The organism is Rhizobium sp. Leaf306 (genome assembly GCF_001423425.1).
Taxonomy (GTDB): domain Bacteria; phylum Pseudomonadota; class Alphaproteobacteria; order Rhizobiales; family Rhizobiaceae; genus Neorhizobium; species Neorhizobium soli.
On record NZ_LMNX01000003.1, the window covers coordinates 1,025,479 to 1,047,929 of the forward strand.

19 protein-coding genes and 1 tRNA gene are annotated in these 22,451 nt (G+C 59.0%); 4 read left to right on the forward strand and 16 right to left on the reverse strand.

What is annotated here, in order from left to right; all coding sequences use genetic code 11:
* Positions 1–319 precede the first annotated feature (319 nt).
* Both ASG19_RS18030 and ASG19_RS18035 read left to right on the forward strand, forming a co-directional pair.
* Positions 320–1,405, forward strand: coding sequence for a Zn-dependent alcohol dehydrogenase (locus ASG19_RS18030; RefSeq protein WP_062460576.1), 1,086 nt, complete (start codon positions 320–322; stop codon positions 1,403–1,405).
* A 15-nt stretch (positions 1,406–1,420) separates the two neighbouring features.
* Entirely contained in the window at positions 1,421–2,914 is a 1,494-nt protein-coding gene (locus ASG19_RS18035; RefSeq protein WP_062460290.1) for an aldehyde dehydrogenase family protein, read from the forward strand.
* Between the two features lie 69 nt (positions 2,915–2,983).
* Here ASG19_RS18035 and ASG19_RS18040 read toward each other — a convergent pair whose 3' ends face one another.
* The 11 genes from ASG19_RS18040 to ASG19_RS18090 all read right to left on the reverse strand — a co-directional run bounded on the left by ASG19_RS18040 (position 2,984) and on the right by ASG19_RS18090 (position 14,901).
* Positions 2,984–4,126, reverse strand: a complete 1,143-nt coding sequence (locus ASG19_RS18040) for a serine hydrolase domain-containing protein (protein ID WP_062460292.1) — start codon at positions 4,124–4,126, stop codon at positions 2,984–2,986.
* An 11-nt stretch (positions 4,127–4,137) separates the two neighbouring features.
* Complete coding sequence (locus ASG19_RS18045) at positions 4,138–5,205, reverse strand: extracellular solute-binding protein (protein WP_062460294.1); 1,068 nt, start codon at positions 5,203–5,205, stop codon at positions 4,138–4,140.
* 24 nt (positions 5,206–5,229) lie between these two features.
* Entirely contained in the window at positions 5,230–6,297 is a 1,068-nt protein-coding gene (locus ASG19_RS18050) for an ABC transporter ATP-binding protein (RefSeq protein ID WP_062460296.1), read from the reverse strand.
* Positions 6,298–6,306: 9 nt separating this feature from the next.
* Positions 6,307–7,086 carry an ABC transporter permease gene (locus tag ASG19_RS23635; RefSeq protein ID WP_162238164.1) on the reverse strand — a complete coding sequence of 260 codons (780 nt, stop codon included), beginning with the start codon at positions 7,084–7,086 and terminating at the stop codon, positions 6,307–6,309.
* Complete coding sequence (locus ASG19_RS18060) at positions 7,083–7,949, reverse strand: ABC transporter permease (protein WP_062460301.1); 867 nt, start codon at positions 7,947–7,949, stop codon at positions 7,083–7,085. The genes ASG19_RS23635 and ASG19_RS18060 overlap by 4 nt, the downstream gene beginning before the upstream one ends.
* 533 nt (positions 7,950–8,482) lie before the next feature.
* Complete coding sequence (locus tag ASG19_RS18065) at positions 8,483–9,361, reverse strand: ribokinase (protein ID WP_062460303.1); 879 nt, start codon at positions 9,359–9,361, stop codon at positions 8,483–8,485.
* A complete protein-coding gene (locus ASG19_RS18070) occupies positions 9,358–10,233 on the reverse strand; it encodes a MurR/RpiR family transcriptional regulator (protein WP_062460305.1) in 876 nt (291 codons plus the stop codon). The genes ASG19_RS18065 and ASG19_RS18070 overlap by 4 nt, the downstream gene beginning before the upstream one ends.
* The gene (locus ASG19_RS18075) at positions 10,230–11,204 is read right to left on the reverse strand and encodes an ABC transporter permease (protein ID WP_062460307.1); all 975 of its coding nucleotides are present in this window, start codon (positions 11,202–11,204) and stop codon (positions 10,230–10,232) included. The genes ASG19_RS18070 and ASG19_RS18075 overlap by 4 nt, the downstream gene beginning before the upstream one ends.
* Positions 11,197–12,735: a sugar ABC transporter ATP-binding protein gene (locus ASG19_RS18080; RefSeq protein ID WP_062460579.1), complete on the reverse strand. Its 1,539-nt coding sequence runs from the start codon at positions 12,733–12,735 to the stop codon at positions 11,197–11,199. Before ASG19_RS18080 ends, ASG19_RS18075 begins: the two co-directional genes overlap by 8 nt.
* Positions 12,736–12,793: 58 nt before the next feature.
* A complete protein-coding gene (locus ASG19_RS18085) occupies positions 12,794–13,855 on the reverse strand; it encodes a substrate-binding domain-containing protein (RefSeq protein ID WP_062460310.1) in 1,062 nt (353 codons plus the stop codon).
* Between the two features lie 56 nt (positions 13,856–13,911).
* Entirely contained in the window at positions 13,912–14,901 is a 990-nt protein-coding gene (locus ASG19_RS18090) for a TIM barrel protein (RefSeq protein ID WP_062460311.1), read from the reverse strand.
* Between the two features lie 1,932 nt (positions 14,902–16,833).
* Here ASG19_RS18090 and ASG19_RS24520 point away from each other — a divergent pair.
* On the forward strand, positions 16,834–17,700 hold the full coding sequence (locus tag ASG19_RS24520) for a hypothetical protein (protein WP_244476212.1): 867 nt from the start codon (positions 16,834–16,836) through the stop codon (positions 17,698–17,700).
* Between the two features lie 81 nt (positions 17,701–17,781).
* Here the strand turns inward: ASG19_RS24520 and ASG19_RS18110 are convergent, their stop codons facing one another.
* The 3 genes from ASG19_RS18110 to ASG19_RS18120 are packed head-to-tail and all read right to left on the reverse strand — an operon-like array spanning position 17,782 to position 19,696.
* Complete coding sequence (locus ASG19_RS18110) at positions 17,782–18,393, reverse strand: hypothetical protein (protein WP_062460316.1); 612 nt, start codon at positions 18,391–18,393, stop codon at positions 17,782–17,784.
* A complete protein-coding gene (locus ASG19_RS18115) occupies positions 18,393–18,713 on the reverse strand; it encodes a hypothetical protein (RefSeq protein WP_062460319.1) in 321 nt (106 codons plus the stop codon). Before ASG19_RS18115 ends, ASG19_RS18110 begins: the two co-directional genes overlap by 1 nt.
* On the reverse strand, positions 18,710–19,696 hold the full coding sequence (locus ASG19_RS18120; RefSeq protein ID WP_348271496.1) for an MFS transporter: 987 nt from the start codon (positions 19,694–19,696) through the stop codon (positions 18,710–18,712). The genes ASG19_RS18115 and ASG19_RS18120 overlap by 4 nt, the downstream gene beginning before the upstream one ends.
* A gap of 309 nt (positions 19,697–20,005) precedes the next feature.
* Between ASG19_RS18120 and ASG19_RS18125 the strand changes: the two genes are divergently transcribed.
* The gene (locus ASG19_RS18125) at positions 20,006–20,377 is read left to right on the forward strand and encodes a hypothetical protein (protein WP_156466551.1); all 372 of its coding nucleotides are present in this window, start codon (positions 20,006–20,008) and stop codon (positions 20,375–20,377) included.
* Positions 20,378–20,569: 192 nt separating this feature from the next.
* Here ASG19_RS18125 and ASG19_RS24525 read toward each other — a convergent pair whose 3' ends face one another.
* Positions 20,570–21,865 (reverse strand): hypothetical protein, encoded by a 1,296-nt coding sequence (locus tag ASG19_RS24525; RefSeq protein WP_244476213.1) that lies wholly within the window; start codon positions 21,863–21,865, stop codon positions 20,570–20,572.
* 481 nt (positions 21,866–22,346) lie between these two features.
* Positions 22,347–22,423: transfer RNA gene (locus ASG19_RS18140), tRNA-Met, on the reverse strand.
* Positions 22,424–22,451 lie beyond the last annotated feature (28 nt).

The window sequence follows — 22,451 nt, forward strand, 5'->3', positions numbered from 1 at the left end:
CCGTCCATGAGCGTGAGAGTTCCCAGCCGTGTAATGCCATTGGTAACGCGACTTCTGCATAACTGTCAACAGTAAGCAGGGTTGTCCCGTAAGTTCGTTGCCCGTGGTCGCTGTTGGGAACGCTTTCGAGGTGCTTGCGAACACATAAGGCACTGACGCATTCGCCGCTTTGCGATATTCGACTTACGGGATAGCGGTTTTCACGGGCTGATGACGGATTTTCTGACTGAGTCAATAATGTTCACAGCTGCTCTTGACGTCAACTGTCAACAGATTGCACTATGGGTCTTGAACAGAAATTTCGAGCAGGATGGAATCCATGAAAGCTGCAGTAATCTGGGAAGCCGGTCAGCCGATGACAATCGAAAACGTCGAGATTGGAAAGCCTGCACGTCGTGAAGTTCTTATTCGTACCTCATATGCTGGGGTATGCCATTCGGATCTGCACTTCGCTGATGGCACCTATGCCTATCCTATGCCTTTCGTTCCCGGTCATGAATCCTCCGGTATCGTCGAGGCGGTCGGCGAGGATGTCACCTACGTCAAAAAGGGAGACCATGTCGTAACCTGCCTATCAGTATTCTGCGGCACCTGCCCAAACTGCGTTACCGGCCGTCCAAACATTTGCGAAAGCGTCGATGTAAAGCTACCGCCAGGAAAGGCGGAGCGGATGTGGCTAAACGGCAAGCTGGTCCACCAATTCTCCAACCTTTCGTCATTCGCTGAACAAATGCTCGTCCATGAAAACGCACTCGTTAAGATCAACCGCGACATCCCACTCGACCGAGCATCGCTGGTCGGCTGTGGCGTGCTAACGGGCGTAGGAGCTGTCGTACACGCTGCCAAAGTCAAGCCGGGATCAACGGTTGCGGTCATTGGTTGCGGCGGCGTCGGCCTGTCAGTCGTAAGCGGAGCGATGCTCGCAGGCGCCGGACGAATCATCGCCATCGACATGCTGGACAGCAAGCTCGAATTGGCAAAGCAGCTCGGCGCAACGGATGTCATCAACGCGGGGACAACCGATCCCGTAGCGGCGGTGCTTGAACTGACCTCTGGCGGCGTCCCCTATTCCTTTGAGGCTCTCGGCTTAAAGAAGACTGCGGAACAAGCATTCGCCATGCTGCGGATGGGTGGTACGGCAACGGTGCTCGGCATGATCAAGCCCGGCATCAAGCTTGAGTTCGAAGGATCAATGTTTATCAAGGACCGCCGGCTTCAGGGATCCTCTATGGGGTCCAATCAGTTCCGCGTCGATATTCCCAACCTGCTTGAATATTACATGCAGGGCCGGTTGAAACTGGATCACCTGATCTCCGACACGATCAAGCTGTCACAGATCAACGACGCATTCGACAACCTGCGCACCGGGGCTCCCGTTCGGCAGATCATCGACATGGCAGCTTGAGGCAAGGAGAGACCGATGAACCTTCAATTGAGGTCACCCAGTTCAGCGACCGGCGAATTTCTTGCGCGCCGGCATGGGATGATGATCGGTGGTGAATGGAAACAAGCCGTTTCGGGCCAACTCTGCGATGTGATCGATCCCGGCAGCGGTAAGATCGTCGCTCAGGTTCCGAACGGCAGCGCCGAAGACGTCGATATCGCGGTGCGTGCAGCGCGGGGTGCATTCGAAAACCCGTCCTGGCGGGCCATGAAACCGAACGAGCGCTCGAAGCTTCTTTGGCGGTTCGCGGACCTGATTGAGGCTAATCTCGATCTTCTGGCGGAAATCGAAACTGTCAACAACGGCATGCCGCTGCCAGTGGCAAAGGTTGGACATCTAGCCAGTTCAATCGACCTGATCCGCTATACCGCTGGTTGGCCGACCAAACTGACGGGCGAAACGATCCCCGTTTCCGCTCCTGGCGAATGGCACGCCTACACACTACGCGATCCGATCGGCGTCGTCTGCCAGATTGTACCCTGGAACGGTCCGCTGATGATGGCGGTATGGAAGATCGCTCCCGCCCTTGCGGCGGGTTGCACCGTCATTCTCAAACCCGCGGAACAGACGCCCCTGAGTGCGCTTCTGTTGGCCGAACTGGCACTAGAGGCCGGTTTTCCGAAGGGTGTGTTTAACGTGGTCACCGGCGGCGGCTCGGTCGGCGCGGCGATGGCGTCTCACCCCGATGTCGACAAAATCGCCTTCACCGGATCGACACAGGTCGGCCGCGCCATCGTGACGGCATCGGCTGCCAGCAACCTCAAGCGCGTATCTCTGGAACTCGGCGGCAAAAGCCCGGTCATCATATTTCCCGATGCCGATCTAGAGAGCGCCATTTCCGGCGTCGCCGCGGGTATTTTCTCAGGTGCCGGGCAGATATGCACCGCAGGCTCGCGTGTCTATGCCCACAGGGACGTATTCGACCGCATCGTCGAAGGTGTTGCCACGGCCGCCGAGGCTTTGAATGTGGGTTACGGCTTTAACGAAGGCGTCCAGATGGGGCCACTGATATCGTCGGCCCACCTTGATCGGGTATCTTCGATGACCAATGCGGGTGTTCGGGAGGGCGCAACCGTCGTCACCGGCGGCGAGCAGATTTCGTCCGAGGGATATTTCTACAAACCCACCGTTCTCGCAAGCCTCCGCCCTGACATGAGCGTCGTTAAGGAGGAAATCTTCGGACCGGTACTCAGTGTCCTTCGCTATGACGACGACGATCTCGACAGGATCGCCACCGAGGCAAATAGCAGTGTTTATGGCTTGGCTGCCAGCATCTGGACTCGCGATTTCAAGGTGGCTCACAAGATGGCCGCCCGCATCCGCGCCGGCACCATTGGCATCAACCGCCATTTTGTCGGTGACAGCGCCCTTCCGTTCGGTGGCTTCCGTCAGTCCGGTTGGGGACGTGAACGTGGTCGCGAGGTGTTCGACAGCTATCTCGAGACAAAGTCGATCGCCAGCCCGCTCTGAAATCGAACAACACAAAAACGCCGGGCAGTTCATGACTGCCCGGCTTTGCGTTACCTGATGCCAACCGTGTCAGGCCAGCGATCGATAGGCCGCATCGATCAAGCTAGTGGCACGGCGGCCCGTATCGGTACCGTCGTGCATCCTGTTGGTAGTGTAGCAGAACGACAGACCGGCGACCGGATCTGCAAAACTCTGCGAGCCGCCAGCGCCGGAATGCCCGAACGTCTTCATATTTGGGCCCATCGCCCTGTGAGGGGGCGAGTTCAGCATGAAACCAACAGCCATCCGCAGCCGGTTGGTCTCCGCCGTTTCGCCGCTCGGGAGCTGTTCCTTCAGGAAGTCTGCCAGTACGTGAGAAGATACCAGCGGTTCGGCGCCGTCTGCTACGCCGCCTGCCAGTGCATTGTAGATATTCGCGACCCCGCGAGCGGTGCCGTGCCCGTTGACCGAGGGGATTTCACTCGAACGCCATTGCTTCGAATTGTAATTCTCGCTGTCTGGAACCGCTTTCCATATCCGGTATGCGATCGAATCTTCGGGCTCGCGTTTTGCGGCGTTGACGATATTGTCGGCGGACGCGACCATGGTCGCGCAGCGCGCCTGCTTCCCGTCGTCTAGGCCGATGAAATAATCGGCACCCAGTGGCCCGGCAATCTCGTCCTGCAGGAATTTGCCCGCCGTCTTGCCGGTCACGCGCCGCAGCAATTCGCCCGAGATGAAACCGAGCGTCGATGAGTGGTAGACCTGCACTTCGCCCGCCGGCCATAGCGGTTTCTGTCCTGCCACCGCAGCAACCATCTTCTGCCAATCGTAGATGTCGCCGGGTTCTGCAAGATCGGCGACCGGGATGCCTGCGAGATGTCCCAACGCCTGGCGAACCGTGATTGCCGCCTTGCCCTGTGCAGCAAATTCCGGCCAATAGTCTGCAACAGGCCTGTCTAGTTCGATCAATTTCCGGTCGGCCGCTATCGCGAGGCACGCCATGGAAACGCCCTTGGCAACGGACATCATGCAGGCAATGGTATCTTCCTGCCATGGGTCAAGGGATGTGGTATCCCGCACCCCTCCCCAGAGATCGACGACGAGTTCGTTGCGATGATAGATCGCGATTGCGGATCCAAGCTCGCCATGCGAAGCGAAGTTTTCACGGAAAGACTGGGCCACCGGCTCGAAGCGGGCCGAATGATGGCCTTGGATTCTGATTTCAGGCACGACTCCCTCCCTTAGCCCGAGATCACTTCGCTCTGCATGCGCCGGGTAATCGCCGTGAAGTTCTTCTGCACGGCGCCCCAGTCGATTCGCAGCAGCTTGTCCGCAGGCGCGATCCGGCTGGCAACCTTCGGATCGAGCACGACCTTGGAATTGGTGACACCGGTGGGCATCGCGTTGCCGAACTGCGTTTGCTGTTCCACACCCAGCGCGAAATCAACGAACTCGAGCAGCAGGTCGCGGTTCTTGGCATTCGTGGGCACGTGATAGGAAAGCACACCCATCGGAGCTCCTTCCTTCGGCGTCACGAACTGGCCGGGAACCCCCGCGTCGATCAGCGCATACGAACGGAAGCCGCCGAAGCCCGCAGCCACCGAGGCTTCGCCGCGCTGGATCAGCCCGTCGACCTCGTTAGCCGTATTGAACCAGCGGAGAACGTTGGGCTTCAATTCCTTGAGCTTGTCGATACCCTTGGTATAATCCGAACCGCCACCGGCGATCTGTGCTGCAATCATCACCAGCTCGTACATCGATCCTGCGGCCGGCCCGGGGCAGATGACCTTGCCGGCAAGTGATGCATCCCAGAGATCGGCCCAGGAGACAATTTCCTTATTCACCAAATCTTTTCGGTAGAGGATGCCGTAATCGACGTAATTGAAGCCCACCGCCTTGTTCTCGTAGGTATCGCGAAATATCGGATGGATATCCGCAAGCGTCGGGATTTCCTTCGGCGTTAGCTCCATGAACAGGCCCGGAATACGAATGGCGCGCATCGCAACCGGCAGCGAAAGGAATGGCAAGTCGATTTCCGGGTTTGCTTTGTTAATTAGCGCATTGTTCAGCCATTCGTCCGCAGAGCCATACTTGATGACGAACTGTGCGCCAGTCTTGGCAGAGAACGGGTCGAGCACGAACTTGCGGTAACGTTCCTCGTAGGCGCCACCGAAAAGCGTCGTGACGATCGTCTTCGACTGGGCGCGTACGATCGCGGGAAATCCGGTGATTAACCCAGCTGCTGCGACGCCACCAAGCGTGAATGCCCGGCGACTGATGGATATGTTGGTTTTGGATAACATGCTCATCGATTCCCCTCTTGATTGTTAGAATTACGAACCAAAAACCCTTACCGCGGCACGCTCCCATGAGAGCAGCACCGGCTGTCCAACGCACTTCGCTTTGGCATCTGCCGATCCCTTGACAGAAAACACACCGACCGAGGTATCGACGGCGTAGACCCAGCGGTCTCCACGATAGCTCGCCGTCGTAACCCTCCCCGGAAGCCGGTTCGCCCCGTCTGCGTCTGTTCCGCTTCCATCAGAAAACTTGATCCGCTCGCTGCGTAGCCCGATCTTCACCTCGCCCGAGACAGCGTTACAGTCATTGATCGCCTCGACCTGCAGACCGCGGCTTGTGAGGCGTACAGTGCCGTTGCTCTGCGAGACAACGGTCGCTGGGAACATGTTCTCGAAGCCCATGAAATCGGCGACAAACTGGTTCGCGGGTCGCTCGAACACTTCCGCCGGTGAGCCGATCTGCTGGATAACACCCCCGTTCATCACAGCGATCCGGTCGCTTAGCACAAGAGCTTCTTCCTGGTCGTGGGTCACGAAAATCGCCGTCATCGACAGGTTCTTCGTCAACTGGCGAAGCTCGACCTGCAGCGTTTCACGAAGCTTCCTGTCGAGCGCGCCGAACGGTTCATCCAGCAGCAGTACGGAAGGATTGATGGCGATGGCACGGGCGATCGCAACGCGCTGCTGCTGGCCTCCCGAAAGTTCATGGGGCATTCGATTCTCGAAACCATTGAGCCGCACCAGCGCAAGCGCATCCCCCACCCGGTTGCGCCGCTCGTCCACCTGAATTCCCTGCATACGCAGGCCAAAAGCCACGTTGTCGGTCACCGACATATGCGGAAACAGCGCGTGCGACTGGAAGACCATACCGATATTGCGGCGATGGATCGGCGTGTGGGTAATGTCTGCTCCATCAAGCAGAATGCTGCCCGTGTCGGCCATCGATAGCCCGGCAATGGCGCGCAGAAGCGTCGTCTTTCCGCAGCCGCTCGGGCCGAGCAATGTCACAAGCTCGCCCTTGGCAATATCTGCTGACACGTCGTTCAGGACGCGATTGTTGGCATAACTTTTTGTGAGTGAGTTACAGGTCAGTTTCGTCATCGACAAAGATCAGCCTCCCAATGTACGGCGCAGACCGGCGAGCCGCTCTAGTGCGATTGCGGCGGCCAGCGCCATAAGGATGAGAAGTGTGGAGACCGCCGCCACAGACGGATCGAGGTTATATTCAATGTAGCTCATCAGGCTCAGCGGCAGGGTGTTGGTCTTGGCACTGGCAAGGAAGAGCGAGATTGACACGTTGTCGAACGAGATGATGAAGGCAAAGATCATCCCGGCGATGATGCCCGGTCGCAGGGCCGGCAGGGTCACGAACCAGAATGTACGAAAGCTGTCTGCCCCGAGCACCCGCGCCGCTTCTTCCGCGACCGGATCCAGTCGGACGAGACTGGATGTCACCGTCCGCACTAGATAGGGAAGCGTAATCAGCACATGCGCGATGAGCAGCCTTGCCTCAACCAGCGGCAGATCGAACCGCGCCGATGCCAGCAGGATCGAAAGACCGATAACGATCGACGGTACGACAAGCGGCGCAAGCAGGATTGTCTGGATGAGTTCCCGCCCCGGAATGCGTCCCCTGACAAGGGACATCGATGCCAGCACTGCAAGCGGTGCGGATATCAGCATAGTAACAACAGCGATCCAAAGGCTGTTCCACGCGGCTTGCTGGAACTCCGGTTTAGCTATTGCATATCCGTACCACCGCAGAGTCCAGCCCCTTGGCGGAAATTCAAGGATTTCGCCCGCTCCAAACGAGGTGAGAGCAATCACCACCGTCGGTGCGAGGATGAAAGTGCAAAGCAAGACGATGACGATCGCATTAAGGGTTTTCATGTCGCTGCCCTGCGCGCTGGTCCCATTTTCGATGTCGTCAAGCCGATTGCTAGAATGACAATGACTGCGCTCACTAGCAAAAGCAGCGCAAGCGTCGAGCCGACTCCCCATTCGTAGAGATTGACGAAGTTCTGGTAGATAAGCGTTGTTATAAAGTTTGGTCCACTTGGCCCGAGCACTGCTGGCGTAACATACGCGGAGATCGACAATGCGAAGGTCAACGTTGCGCCGGCTCCTATACCTGGGATGCAGAGCGGGAGCAGGACATGCCACCAGATGCGCGCACGATTGGCTCCGAGCATCGCGGCGGCTTCGCTGAGATTGGGTTCTATTCGGTCTAGAGATGCCACTAGCGACAGGACCATGAACGGGAGCACAACATGCACCAGCCCGACGACGATAGCGGTGTTGGTGTATAGCAGTTTGATCGGCTCAGAGATTATACCCATGGCGATCAGCGAATTGTTGATGACGCCCTTGTTGCCTAGAATGACGATCCAGCCGTAAGAACTTGCAACCATGCTGACAAGCAGAGGAGACAGTACGAGGATGGTCAGTGGCGAACGCCAAAATGTTGGCACGCGCCATATCAGCGCTGCTAGCGGGAGGCCGGCGACCATCGTGACGAGCGTGACGATGATAGAGATTAGGAAAGTCCGAACGATTATACCGAGGTAATAAGGGTCCGAGAGTACGTGAAGATAATTCGCTAGTGTAATATCCCCTACGTCACCAGTCGCAAAATCACCGCTCAGGAAGCTATATCGCAGAAGGTCGAAGAGCGGAGTTACGAGAAACGCGAGGATCAGCAGCAAAGCGGGCGCCAGCATCCAGACGGCATATTTACGAGCGATAAAGGGCATGAGCTGTACCTCGACGAGAAACCCGAAGCTACGACCCGTCCTGACAACTGTCAACAGATGTCAGTAGACATTTACGGTAGATCTATTTTTACTCGTGCTGTTTGAGCCTGCTGATCGGGCTTCTGATCGCGCCACTTGCTACCGTAGCTACAGCTCGCCTCCATCGCATCAAGTCGCTCGTTGAAGAACGTCGTGCCAGTCTGGCGTGACCCACGGCTCACTAAGTGGTAGAGATACATGTCGCTGAACGCTTAGGCGCTGAATGCTTTAGCATGTAATCATCGATTGAGTGGCGCAAACTACTCTTCTCGGCAGGCTCAGACATAGTTTCAAGCCTCCGTTTAACTGCCGGCCATCTGATGGTACGTGCCACGATAGATAAGCGGGCAGGCAGTTGCGCTGTAAGCGTATCAATACAGGTCTTGAAAGGATTCGAACCAGCCTTGGCACGTTGGCACAAAAACAAGCCAAGAAAACAATGCATTAGAAGATCAGGAGTTCTGCGACGCACTGTCCCAGGAATAACTGAAAGATCATCGCTGCGAACTCACAAGGAGCGCCGCGGCCTGGTTGGCCGCAGAAAGAGCCGTCGTTACGCTTTCTCCCTGCAGCATCTGAGCTGCGAGAACACCGATGAACTCGTCCCCTGCCCCGTGGGTGCTGACGAGATTGACCTTTATAGCCGGGATGGTCCCTTTGGCTCCGCATTGCTCGGCGAATGCGACGCCCTCTCCGCCTGCGGTAACGACCGCCACGGGAAATGATTGTGCAAGAACCTCTGCCGTGGCGATCGCGTCTTTGAGCGTTTCAACCTCACCGCCGCCTGCCAACGCTTCCGCCTCCACCGCGTTGACCACGAGGACATCGATCAGCCGCGCCAGTTCGGGCGACAGATCTCTCGCCGGGGCAGCGTTGAGAACAACACGGCCGCCAACTTGTTTCATTGCGGAAGCCGCAAGCACATTCGCGGCATCCGGCACTTCGTTCTGCAAGACGAGGATATTGCCAGCGCGGAACAGATGCTCAGCCTGTGCCACGTCCGACTGGCCGAGCTGAAGATTGCTGCCGGAGACGATCACGGCACCATAATCGCCTTCGGCATCGAAAATCGCGACACTCATTCCGGATGCGGCACCGTCGATGACACGAACCTGGTCCAACTCGACGGCGTTTGCGGCCAGGTTGTCGAGAAGCGTATGCCCGAAGTCGTCATCGCCCACGGCACCGATCATTGCCGAGCGCACGCCGGCCTTGGCGGCGGAAACGGCCTGGTTTCCCCCCTTACCGCCACATGCCGGGTTCCAGGCGGAGCCGGTGACTGTCTCGCCTTTGCGCGGCCGTGCCGGACCTTTGACGATGATGTCGTAGTGGAGACTGCCGAAAACGACGACAGCGGGGCTGGATGCGGTCATAGGAATTTGTCTTTCCGTTTGGAGGCGACGGCCGCCATGGTCTTTTCGAGATTGTTTTCGGCAGCGGTATAGTCCCGCTGCGCCACGGCGACGAACACCGCATCGAGAATATTGAGCTGGGCGATACGGGCGGCGGCGTTCTCGCCCATCAGCGGCGAACCCTGTGCCGTCGAGCACAGAACGACGTCCGAATGCTGAGCGAGCGGCGATTCATTGTAATTGGTGATGGCGATCGTCCTCGCGCCGTTGCGCCGCGCCGTCTGCATCGCCTCGATGACGGCCATCGTATTGCCGGAATGCGAGAACCCAACCGCAATATCGTCGCTTCCCAGCAGCGAAGCCGACATCAGCATCATGTGGGAATCGTCGTAGACGCTGGCGCGGACACCGATGCGAAGAAACTTGTGCGCTGCGTCGCGTGCGATCTGTGCCGAACCGCCGACGCCATAGAAATCCCGATGACGTGCACCGTGGATGAGGTCGGCCGCGCGATCGAACGCTTTGACATCCATGATCGAAAGCGTTTCCTCGAGCGCATGGATCGAGGTGCGAAACACCTTCTGGATAATCTCCTCTGAGGTGTCCTCGACCGACAGTTCCTGGTGCATTTCGGCGGTCGGCAAGCTGTTGTATTGCGACACAGCGTTGCGAAACTCCCGATAGCCGGCAAATCCCAGTTTCTTGGCAATCTTCACGACCATAGCTTCCGAGACACCGGCATCTGTTGCGATTTCCTTCAACGATGTGTCGTCGTTGAAGCCGCGCAACGCAAACACGGTTTCAACAACCCGTGCTTCGAGTGGTGTCAGCAGTGGCAAGCGCATGCGAATGCGCGGGCCAACTGCCTTCGGATCCATTTTGTCGGATTTCATCCCCGTCCCCTTGTCGCGCGATCGATCATCATTGCGACAAGAATTATAAGGCCGGTTGCGAGAAGTTGATAGAAAGCCTGGACGTTCATCAACGTCAAACCGTTACGCATGGCGCCGAGAATGATCGCACCGAGAATGGTGCCGACTATCGACCCCTTGCCGCCCATCAATGAAGCACCACCGATGGCGGCGGCCGCGATCGCGTCCAGCTCCCAGAGGTTCCCAAGAATGGGCTCGGCAGCCCCGAGGCGACCGATCAGGATGAAGGACGCCAGTGCCGCCAGAACGCCGGAGATGACATAGGCCGTGATCTTCGTCAGTGCGATCGGCACGCCTGCGACATAGGAAGCTTCCTCGTTTCCACCCACGGCCAGAAGATATTCGCCGATCGGCGTCTTCTTGAGAAGAACCCAAGCCGCAAAGGCAACGACAGCAACGATGATGACCGAGTTTGGAATGCCGGCAATATTGCCGTTGAACAGCGACCGGAAGCCCTGGGGCACGCCGAGAACGGGATTACCGCCCGTATAGATGAGCGCAATGGCTCGGTAGGTGCTGAGCGTCCCGAGCGTGACGATGAACGGCTGAAGGCCCACATAGGCGACGAGAACGCCGTTCACCAGACCGCAGAACGCGCCGATGCCGAGGCCGGCCAGAAGCGCCACCGGCACGGGAACGCCTGAGACCAGCAGTGTCGCTGTGAGCACAGCGGAGATTGCCGCCGTCGGACCGACCGACAAGTCGATACCGCCGGAGATGATGACGAGGGTCATGCCGAGCGCGATGCAGGCATTGATGCTCGACTGCTGGAGAATGTTGATCAGGTTGCGCTCAGACAGAAAGCCCGGCACCAGCGCTGCAAAGACTGCCACGATCAGGATCAGACCAATGAGTGTGCCTGCATCACGCAGTGAGAACGAACTGAAGAGTTTCGGGGAACGCTTTGGCATTTCGGCGGCGATATCAGACATGGGCGTGCTCCTGCATCGAGGAATCTGTGTTTGGCTCGCGATCGCCGACGGCGTGCGAAACAATGGCCTGTTCGGTCATTTCGTGTCGTTCCAACTGTGCGGCGATCCGCCCGTCGCGCATGACCATGACGCGGTCCGACAGCCGGATGACTTCTGGAAGTTCTGAAGATACGACGATGATCGACTTGCCTTCAGCGGCAAGGTTTTCGATCAGGTGGTAGATCTCGGATTTTGCGCCGACATCGATCCCGCGCGTCGGCTCGTCGAACAGCAGGATCTCGGAACCGGCGGCCAGCCAGCGGGCGATGATCGCCTTTTGCTGGTTGCCACCACTGAACAGCTTGATCGGGCGATCAATCTGGAATGGGCGCAGGTTTACCCGCTTCAGCAATGTTTCGGCGCTCTTGTTGACAGCCGAGTGGCGCACGATCCCGACCCGCGCGAACTTTCGAAGCGAGGGAAGCACCATGTTGACCGAAACCGGGCGCATGGGGATGATGCCCTCGCGTTTGCGCTCTTCCGGCAACAAACCGATACCGGCGTCGATCGCGGAGCGCGGACCTGTCAGCTTCAATGCGCGACCATCGACGTTGATGTCACCGGACCCGATCTTGTCGACGCCCGCGATGAGGCGCAGGAGTTCTGTCCGTCCCGAGCCAACCAGCCCGGCAACGCCGACCACTTCGCCACGTCTGACTGTGAAGGAGACGTCGCGGACATGCGTGACCGCGGAGGAAAGGTTGCGCACATCGACGCGAACGTCCTCCTTCACAAACGTCTTGTGTTCTTCCTGCATAAGTTCGCGGCCGACCATCATCGCGATGACGTCTGCTTGCACCGCGGAGCGCAGGTCGACCGTGCCAACCACATTGCCGTCCCGCATGACGGTTCCCTGGTGGCAGATCCGAAAGACCTCATCCATTTTATGAGAGACGTAAATGATCGCAACGCCCGAGGCCGCCATCTTCTGGATGACGACGGCCAGGCTTTCGAACTCGGCCGGCGTCAAGCTCGACGTCGGCTCGTCCATGGCAACGATCTTGGCGTTCTCGAGCAGCGCACGGGCAATCTCCACGATCTGGCGCTGCGCAACCTTGAGGTCCTTGATCGGCGTCGACGGATCGATCGAAGGATCGATCATGGCAAGCGCTGCCGCCGCGCGCTTTTCCTGCTCGCGACGATTGACCAGCAGTCCACCCGCATATTTCAGCGGATGACCAAGAAACATGTTCTGCGCGACTGTCAGGTTCGGGATCTGCTGCAGTTCCTGATGGATCATGGCGATGCCGGCGCGGCGGGCATCTTCCGGGCTCTTAAATGTCGCGAGTTTGCCGTCGACGAAGAACTCGCCGCTGGTCTGCGGCGAGACACCGGAGAGAATACGCAGAAGCGTGGATTTGCCGGCGCCGTTTTCGCCGAGAAGAGCGTGAACTTCGCCTGGTTTGACGGAGAATGACACATCCGACAGCGCTTTGGCGCTCTGGAAGGTCTTGGTGATGCCCTCGAACCTGAGGCGAGCCGTTGTCGTCATCTCGGTGCTTTCATCAAAGGAGGAGAGCCGGTCCTGAAGGGACCGGCTCCTGTTGCGATTACTGCGCGGCCGCAGCATCCTTCATCAGCACCTGGCGAATATCGATGCCGTCGCCCTTGTACTTGGCAAGGTTATCCTTGGTGATCAGCGCCTGCGGTGTTGCAACGACACGGGCCAGTTTCTGACCGGCAACGAGCCGCAATGCGGTTTCCATCGCCACTTCGCCTGTCAGGACCGGGAAGCTGTCAACCGTTCCCGTCAGTTCGCCGGCTTCGATCGACTTGTAGGCGTCGGAAATGCCATCCGTGCCGAATACGGCGACCTTGCCGAGAAGACCTGCAGCCTTGACCGCCTCGATCACACCGAGCGCCATGCCGTCATTGTTGCAGTAGAAGCCGACGAGATCCGGGTTCTGCTGGAGAATGTTGGTGGCAGCGTCGTAGGACTGCTGGCGATCCCAGTTGCCGGGCACGCTGGCGACGACCTGGAACTTGGAATTCTCGCCGATGGTTGCCTTGAAGCCTGCGGTACGCTGGACGGCTGCAAAAACGCCGGCCTGGCCTTCGATGATAGCAACCTTGCCACCTTCCGGGCGGTTCTCGATGAACCACTTGGCGACACGAACGCCGTTGTCGCGCTGCACGTTGCCGACATAATGCTCAGCCTGCGGCACGACAGCGTCATTGACGTTGACGACAGGAATTTCCGCTTCCTTGGCCTGCTCCATGACGGGCTGCAGGTTCGCGTCGGTTTGCGGCGAGACGAGAATGACATTGAAGCCCGTGGTGACCATGCCTTCTGCGATCGTCAGCTGTCCCAGCTGGTCGCCTTCGCTCTGCGCTGCCTGATAGGCAACGGTCGCGCCGGCCTTTTCACCGAAAGACTTGTAGCCTTCGCCGAGCGAACGCCAGTATTCGTTGGTCAACGTCTTGGAAACGCCGCCCGCGCGCGTGCCTTCCGGGATTTTTGGAAACGCCCCGTACTTCGCTTCGAGCTGCGACCAGTCGACGCGATCCTTTTCGGTATCGGAATTGAGTGGCGCGAGATCCTGCGCGAAGGCAGCGCTTGCCATCAGCCCCAGCGCCATGCCGGCAATAGCGGATTTCAGGTGTCTATTCATATTGATCCTCCCAGGTGTGGTATGTTGAAACAGAAAAACTCTCTTGAAGCCTCTCCTCAGGCGACGTCGCCGAGCATTGCTTCCTGAATGATGGATTGCGCCGTGACCGCATCCTGACGGTCGATCGCGCCAGCAAGACGGTTGTCACGCTCAAGCCGATCAACGACGTTCAGCATCCGCTTGACGGTCTTGATGTTGACCTCGCATTCGTGAACCGGATCGAGACCGGTCATGTCAGGGAAGGTGTCGAAATAGATCGCGCCGTCATAGCCATCGCGGCGGATCTGACGCAGCAGTTCGATCGTCTGGATCGAGTGAACGGAACCGACCATCAGCCCGTCGTCGCGCTTTGCGTAACCGTCATTGAGGTGAACCCCGAGCAGGCGGCTGTGCCGGGCGATCATGGCAGCGGCAAAGGCCGGCTGCTCGTCGGCATAGAGCACGTGTGCAAAGTCGAGCGTGACGCCGAGGTTGGCGCAGCCGGCTTCTTTGATGGCAAGCAGCGTGGTGGCGCAGTCTGGCATCAGGCTGTAGGAGCGCGGCTCGTTCGGCTTGTACTCGATCGAGATCAGACAATCCGCGTCATGCTCACAAACTTCACGGATACCGTCAATTTCGTGTTGCCACATCCGGTCATAGTCGGCCTGGAAGGCGTAGTCGAAACCGTCCTGGCCCAGCCAGATCGTCATGAGGTTGGAGCCGGCTTCACGTGCGGCATCGATTCCAGCCTTGGTTAGATCGATCGCCTCGCGACGAACGCTTTCGTCAGGATGGGTAAATGCACCAAGTTTGAAGGCAGGATTGGTGTAGTAGCGCATGGCAAAACCGTTGATTGCCAGTCCTAGGTCTTCCAGCTTATTCTTCAGTTCCGTTGGATTTTCGCCAACATGATCAGGGTAGTTGAGATCAAGGTCTGTCAGACCGTCGACTTTTGCCGCCCGTGCCGCCATCTGCAGGACGCTCGGCTTGCCCTTCAGCTCCGGCCATTCACCGGCGGGATTCGACGCGAAGGAGTTGAGACGGGTGGCAAAACGGAGATTCGACAATGTCTTCGGCCCTATCAATATTAATCAGAGGGCGAACTTCACAAAAATATCGTACTATGTAAAGCAAAATAGTTTTTGCGGTGCAGCACCACGTGCCGAACGGGTGCTTGCCCGGTCCTTCGCTTCTATACCGACCGCGATGCAGAGGTGTTGAGATGGTCGGTAGACCATTAGAACCAACTACCGAGGCGCTGCCAAAATTGCATCATGCAAATCACCGGTCGCGGAAGGTATCGCCATAAGAACGCAAGCCGGTGAGGATAGTCTGTTTATCCAAGCTTGGATTGTAGCTAAACGATAGATCTCCAGTTGCTGGCACCCAAAGCATCAACTAAGTGGTGCCGACTAAATTATCTTGAAGGGAACCAGACCGCCGACCCCGTCGCTATGTTCGACCAAATCATCTGACCCAGTAATAACTTGCACTCCAATGGCCTGCTTGGAACGTGAGCGGTCTGATCTTTTCCTGAAACTCACTCCCTCGTAACCGCCACGTTTTTCGGTCCACTCGCGGGCAAGACGTTTGGGACGTGGACATGGCCAGCGCGTATCTTGTATTCTGCCTGACCCCGCTTCTGAGCGGCGAGCATAAACGGAGGCCGCGATACACTTCTTGAACGGCCTTTTGCGCCGCACGCAGATCGCACTGGTGCCGCTGACGTCTTGGCCAGACGGTCCCGTGTCGGCGGAGGTTCCATTACTTCAAAATGGCATGAACCCGATCCTGCGCGTTGCAGACCATTGGCGCTTACCCCGTCACGAAACGCGCACGGAGGTCTTGGCGCGCTGCGGCGTTCTGCCCGATCCAATCTACAAATGGCCAGCCCTCGTCCTTATCGACGCCGAACCCCTGCCAGGTGCACTTGCGCCCTGGACGGCAAGCGCCTTTGAGCGCATCCCACCCCAGTTCCCGATCACCCGCTTCACCGCTCTTGCTTGGTTCGAAGACGACGCGCACGCCAACCTTCGGCGCATCGCCGACAATCTGACGCCATCGCTGGGGCCCACGCCGGTCGGCCAGCGGTGGAATACCGTCGTCGCCGCGTGGCGGTCGGGGCTGGCTGAGGTCTCGCTGACAGCCTGGCCGCCGGAGTGGCAATCGCAAGGTCTGCAGAACCCGTCCGAGGATCGCGACCCTCGCCTCAGGACCGCCTGCCACGTGACGCTGACGACGGGCTTCCGCCTGCCTCTAAGCGCAAGAGAACGAGAATGGGTGACAAGCTCCGTGCCTCTCGCATTCGAGGGGGATGTCGGGATAGAGCGCATGGCNGACGGGCTTCCGCCTGCCTCTAAGCGCAAGAGAACGAGAATGGGTGACAAGCTCCGTGCCTCTCGCATTCGAGGGGGATGTCGGGATAGAGCGCATGGCGCAGGCTGGCCGCCTTGCGCCGGGCGAGACAGAGCTCGAATATGTGCGCGACCCAGAAGACCTGGTCGAGGACCGGCAGCGGATGCTTGGGCTGTCAGCAGACGGCGAAGCGCTGATTGTGGTTTCGGATCAGCTCTTCGTCATGCACCGCACCGACGTTCTGCCTCTTGAGGTCATTCGTATGACGCCGGCCAAGGGCGGGGGCGGCTCGTCGCTTCATGCCCATTGTTACACGCATGCACCCGGCGCGGACAACCAGTCTGTGTTCCTGGCGCAGCACAGCGATCCGCCGGCCAAGGGCGGGGGCGGCTCGTCGCTTCATGCCCATTGTTACACGCATGCACCCGGCGCGGACAACCAGTCTGTGTTCCTGGCGCAGCACAGCGATCCCGATGGCATGACGGCGCTTGGGCAAGAACTCGGCAAGCGGCTCGGTTGTTTGGTCGAGGTCAGCCCATACTACCCTGATTGCTGACCATGTATGGATGACGGCTGGGACAAGTGTCGATAAGAGCGCCAGAGCGAAACGAACAGAAGCGGGCTCGCTAATGGAAGGCAGCAGAATGGGCGCATACCGGACCAAGGCTGGAACCAAGTGGCGCGTAGGAGTGCTTGACCGTTTACGACGGCTGGGCACCTTGGAGCTTCTCGTCCTCCTTCTTGTCTTGCCGGTCGCAGCGGAGGCGCACGAGCCCGGTTACGCCGACGCAAAGATCGCCTCGCCCGCACGCACTAGCCGCGCGGGCGTCCGTCTCGCCTTTCCTGTTGGTGAACTGCCCCGTTGCGGGATGCTGGTCACGACCGGCAAGGTCCTGTCGCCGCTGGCTCGCTGGATCGTCATTGATCTCGACCTCATGACGATCCAGCAGGCAACAACCCGTCTGTCCGATGCGGGAGGGCCGGTGGAGATCGAACGCGAACGCACCGATGCCATTTCTGATGACGAGCGGCGCAACGTGATTGCGTCCGGGAACGAGGTCTGGATCATGCCGGATCCCGATCCGCCAATGATCGGCGAGCCGACCGACTATCTGTGCAGCGTCGCCCTGTTCGATGGCGACGACGTCCTGCAGGAGGTCGGCTCCGATTGTCCAAGGCCACGTTTCGTCGCAGTGCTGGAAGCATTGGCGGCGTCCGCCAACCGGCGAGCCAATTTGCAGGAGCATGCGCCGGCTCCTCCTTCCGCAGAGGTGTCGATCGGCTCAGCGCATCGCGAGCCAGATGGCACGCTGGTCCTATGGCTGCGAGCCACAAACGAAGACGGGACCGTCGTCGGACATGGTGAGTTTCGCTACTCCCCGAGCGATCAGAACTATGACCGTGTGCTGCGCCATCTGGGACCGATCCCGCCGGGCGGTAAGGTTCTTGTTTTACCGTTTCCACCACGCTGGCCAGACGAAGTTGCGTCGCCTCAGCGACCAAGGTCGTAGGTCGCCGTCGCAATCACCTGGGCGCGGNAAGGTTCTTGTTTTACCGTTTCCACCACGCTGGCCAGACGAAGTTGCGTCGCCTCAGCGACCAAGGTCGTAGGTCGCCGTCGCAATCACCTGGGCGCGGTCACGTCGTGCACCCGGCGCGTCGGCACGGCTGAGGACCAGCGCCAGATTTGGCTCCTTGCGCAGTCGGAAGAAGGTCGAGACCATGCCCTCTTGGCGCTCCTCGCCGATGCGCTCCCAGCGATCAGAGAAGTCCGGCGAAGTGGCCACGGCTTCGGCCGCCGGTTGGAAGTCGACCCCGCCGCCGCCGGTGATGTGGCACATCGGAATGTCACGGGAGACCACCAGCGCGTAACCCTCGTTGGGTCCGGCATTGATCCGCCAGTAGCGGTTGCCGCGACGGAGGGGCTCAGGGGGGAGGAGCGGCTCGGGCAGTTTCTCGGTCTCGTACACCGCGCTGCCAAGATCGATGGCCGCGAGGAAGCGCGTCGGACCGTTCACCCAGCTTGACGGGTCGAGGACCCAAGTCTCGCAGCCGCGCAGTGCGCCCTCCAGGCCGCTGCGCAACGGATCCGCGACAGGACCATCCTGCACCGATGCGGATCCGGGGATGGCAAGTAGCATCGCGGAGGCGAGCAGCAGGCGGGACAAGCGATCCATGTCGATGCAACACCTCATGCGCAGCATTATCGGTTCTCCAGACCACGTGAGGCGCGCTCAGCTCTGATCATGTCCGCTTCTCGGCCGATCTGGTCTCGAAGGGCCGTCAGCCCTGCTCGCATCCGCTCGTAAACGGCCGGATCCAGCGAAGGATCAGGATAACGTTCGTCCCAAAGAAGCACGGCGTCGATCGTCAGCTGGAGCTTGGGTATATCTCCGAAGGCCCAAGCATTGACGGACGGCCCCAGTGTCTCGAACAGCGACGAGAACAGAGCGGGTTCGCCGGTCGGGTCCTGAGCTGGGCCGCCGTTCAGGCGTGAGCGCCAGCGAAGTTGTCCGACGCTCATCCACGAGACGCGACTGCTACCATGGTAGTCACGGCAATCATAAGCGCGGTCACCCAGACCAACGCCGTTGATAACCCCACCAACGCAAGCAATGCACTTGCAAATACAACGCCGACTGCCTGGGAAGTCCGCAGAAGCGCGAAGATTTCCGGTCGTCGTTCGGGCGGAGCAAGAGCGTCCAGGGCCAGCGAGTAGTAGGTGCCAAGAGGGGTGAGCACTGCACCTATCAGCACCGATCCAGCGATGGTCACCGCCATCGAATGATTAGCTGCTGCGAGCGCCGACCCACAGGCCATCACGGCGAGCTGAACCAGCACGACCTTTCGCGAACCCATGCGATTTCGGACGCTTATCCAGATGCCTCCGGCGACGGACGCGATGCAGAGCGGCACGGTGAACAGGATGGCGAGAGCGGGTTCGTAGTCAAAGTTGAGTGCCAGCGCGACGGCTCCGATTTCAATGACGGCGACCGTCGCGCCACCTCCCGCAGCACACGCGAACCACATGAGCACTGCGGGGCTAATAACTCTCCCGCTGAATGTAGGAGGTTCATCAACACGGTGTACACCGGTCCATGGAACAAAGATCGCAGGGAATGACCCAAGGATCATCAGCGCAACGAGCGAAACTATGGGTGAATAAGTCGAGAGCCCGGACGCCGCTACCGGGGCCATGACGAAGGTTACTTCGTTGAGCGTCGACGCAATCCCAAGCGCTCGTGGCAGTCGCATGGTTGGGACGAACTGGTTCAGTAATGATCGCAGATAGCCATATGCTGCGCCGTTGACCAAGCCTGCCACCCCGGCGAACAGCACCAGCCATGCGAACGGAAGGTGATATTCTGCACCGATGACAATCGCTGCTAGAGCTACGGCGCGAAAGCAGACCAGTAGCCTGAACATCGTCGCGGCCGATAGGTTCTTTCCGGCTCGCGCCAACGGGACAGCGCCGACCATCTGCGCCACCGTCATGGCTAAAATCATGGCTGCGCCGCCCCAGGTATTTCCAGTAAGGTTAAGCGCGACGAAGGAAAAGGCGACAGGTCCCGCAGCCTGCGGCACTGTAAGTGTGGCCGATGAAGCGTACCAACGGAGAAGCGCCCACCTTGTGGATCGTCGACAATCAGGCCATCGACTTCATCCGGTATGCGGCAGCCTCCCTTAGCGGCCATGCTCCGACCCGATTGTCTGCCGTGCTCCATGCGCAATCTTTTTCGTCTCAACATCGACAGTCATCGATTCAACGAACGATAGATTCGATTCTCGGGCGAACGGCGTTTGCGGGAGGCGATGATGGCTAAATCCAAGGCGACACGACTGCGAGAGCAGAGAGCGAGGCAACAGGAATATCGCGATGAGCAGAAGATGCAACGACGCCCCGGCCGCGACGATATCGCCCGGATCGCGCTGCAGTGGTTGATTGTCAACACATCGAAGCTCGCCGAGCGGGAAGGAAATCCGGCTCGGATGAACAAAGTCGAGGTAGCGATTTTAGAGAAACTGGTCGAGCAAGGATTTGATCCGGCGGCGTCAGACCGGGCGCTAGGGGATCTCATCGACCGCTATGTCGATGGCGGCTGGGATTTCCACCGCAAACCACATCTTTGGGCAGGCAATCACATCAACGACGGCGACACCGATGCACCGAAGGATGGAACCATTTGACCTAGGGGACTCTCACAAACGTCGTTTTCAGGTAAGTGAGATATCTCCCCCCATTACTTCATTTAACGGCGTTTGCGATTGTATCGGCGAGGCCTTGAGTATCTCCGCCCGCCACCGGAGCCCATCGCTTGTATCGGGCCTGGCTTCTCCCTAGGTACCACCTGATAAGGGGGCTCCATGACCAAGAATGTCCTAGTTTACGCACGCTATTCGACCGATCGCCAGGACGATCAGTCGATCGAGACGCAGCTTGAACGGTGTCAGGCAACCATTGCCCAGCACGACTGGCGTCTCGTCGACACCCTTCACGACAGCGCCGTCAGTGGCACGAGCTACAAGCGCAGGCCCGGCATCCAGCAGGTGCTGCGGCGTGTAGAACGCGGCGGCATTGACATCGTGCTTTGCCTGTCGGTTGACCGGCTCTCGCGTGACGTTGCCCACTGCGCGCAGATCGGCAAAAAGCTGAGCTATCACGATGTCGAGATTTGGACCGCAAGAGCCAACGCCCGCATATCCGATATCGAGATGCACCTCAGCGCGGTCCTCAGTCAAGAGACCGTTGAGCAAGGACGTTACCGTACGCGCGAAGGTATGAGGACCACCGTCCAGAAGGGTAAGGCTGCCGGCGGCATTGCCTATGGATACCGCGTAAAGCAGGCCTATGACGAACGCGGAGACCGCATTCCAGGTCTGCGCGAGGTCGCCGACGCCGAAGCCCGTATCATCATCTGGATTTTCGAGGAATACGCCAAGGGCCGTTCGCCAAAAGACATTGCTGTCGAACTCAACAGCCGTGTCCCGGCCGTACCTGGACCACGCGGAGCCAAATGGCGCGACACGGCCATTCGCGGACATGTCAGCCGCGGTACCGGGATCCTGAACAACGAACTCTACATCGGCAGAGTGGTCTGGAACCGGCGCGAATACCGCAAGAACCCCGATAGCGAGAGGCGGGTTGCGCGCCCGAACAATCAAGATGAATGGGTCGTAAGCGGACAACCCGAGCTGCGCATTGTCTCCGATGCGCTCTGGTCCGCGGTCAAAAAGCGGCAGATGGAAGTCGAGCAAAGCTTTTCCCATACGACAACAAACCGCCTGAACAAGGCTCACCGGCCGCAATATCTGCTGAGCGGCATCCTCGAATGCGCTCACTGTTTCGGGCCCTATGCCATTATGGCGAAGGATCGATATGGCTGTACAAACCGGCAGAAGAAGCTGCCGATCGACCATCTCGGCGGAATTGTCTGCACGAACAGCAAGACCATCAGCCGCTTCGAACTGGAAGAGCGGGTCGTGTCCGCCGTGCCGGACAATTTGCTGGGTGCCGACAATCTCGACCGGATCAACCGCAACATCAAGGCGGCCGTCGAACGCGGACAGCAACGGGCACTGGTGGAGCCTGAACATCTCCGTGGCGAGATCAAAACGATCGAAACGAAGCAAAAGGCAATCGGCGAGAAGATCGCGGAACGTCTGATGGCAGGGCACGCTGCTATCCCCGCACTTGATCATATGCTCGATGAACTGGAACAGCAGCGACTGTCATTGGCCGCGAAGTTGACTTCCGCACCGACCACATCCACGCCTGCCGTGAGCCCACCCCTCAATGCTGGCTTGCTCAAAGGCGCGATAGCCGCCGTCAAGACCATGCTGTCAACCCGAGAGAACGGTGTCGAGGAGACCTGGATATCGATAACCCGCCAGCTCGTGCAAAAGGTGGTCATCGCGCCATCGTCGGGTGGCAAGACGGCGGAACTGACCATTCACGGTCGCCTCGCCGCGATTCTGGCCGCCCAGGAAGCCTGGCGTGAGGTCTCGTGTGACCTGCGGCATCAACAATCTTCGCAGTTCGCCCGCATACGTTTTGCTGGAGAGTTCAAGTCACTTGCCGACAAGACAAAATTCCTGCACCGCTGCGAAGCCTTGCTGGCCGAGCGTGAGCAGCAATGGATGCTGTTACAAGTTACAGTGGTTGCGGGGGCAGGATTTGAACCTGCGGCCTTCAGGTTATGAGCCTGACGAGCTACCGGGCTGCTCCACCCCGCGCCAAGCGAATTTGGCATTGCCAAATTTC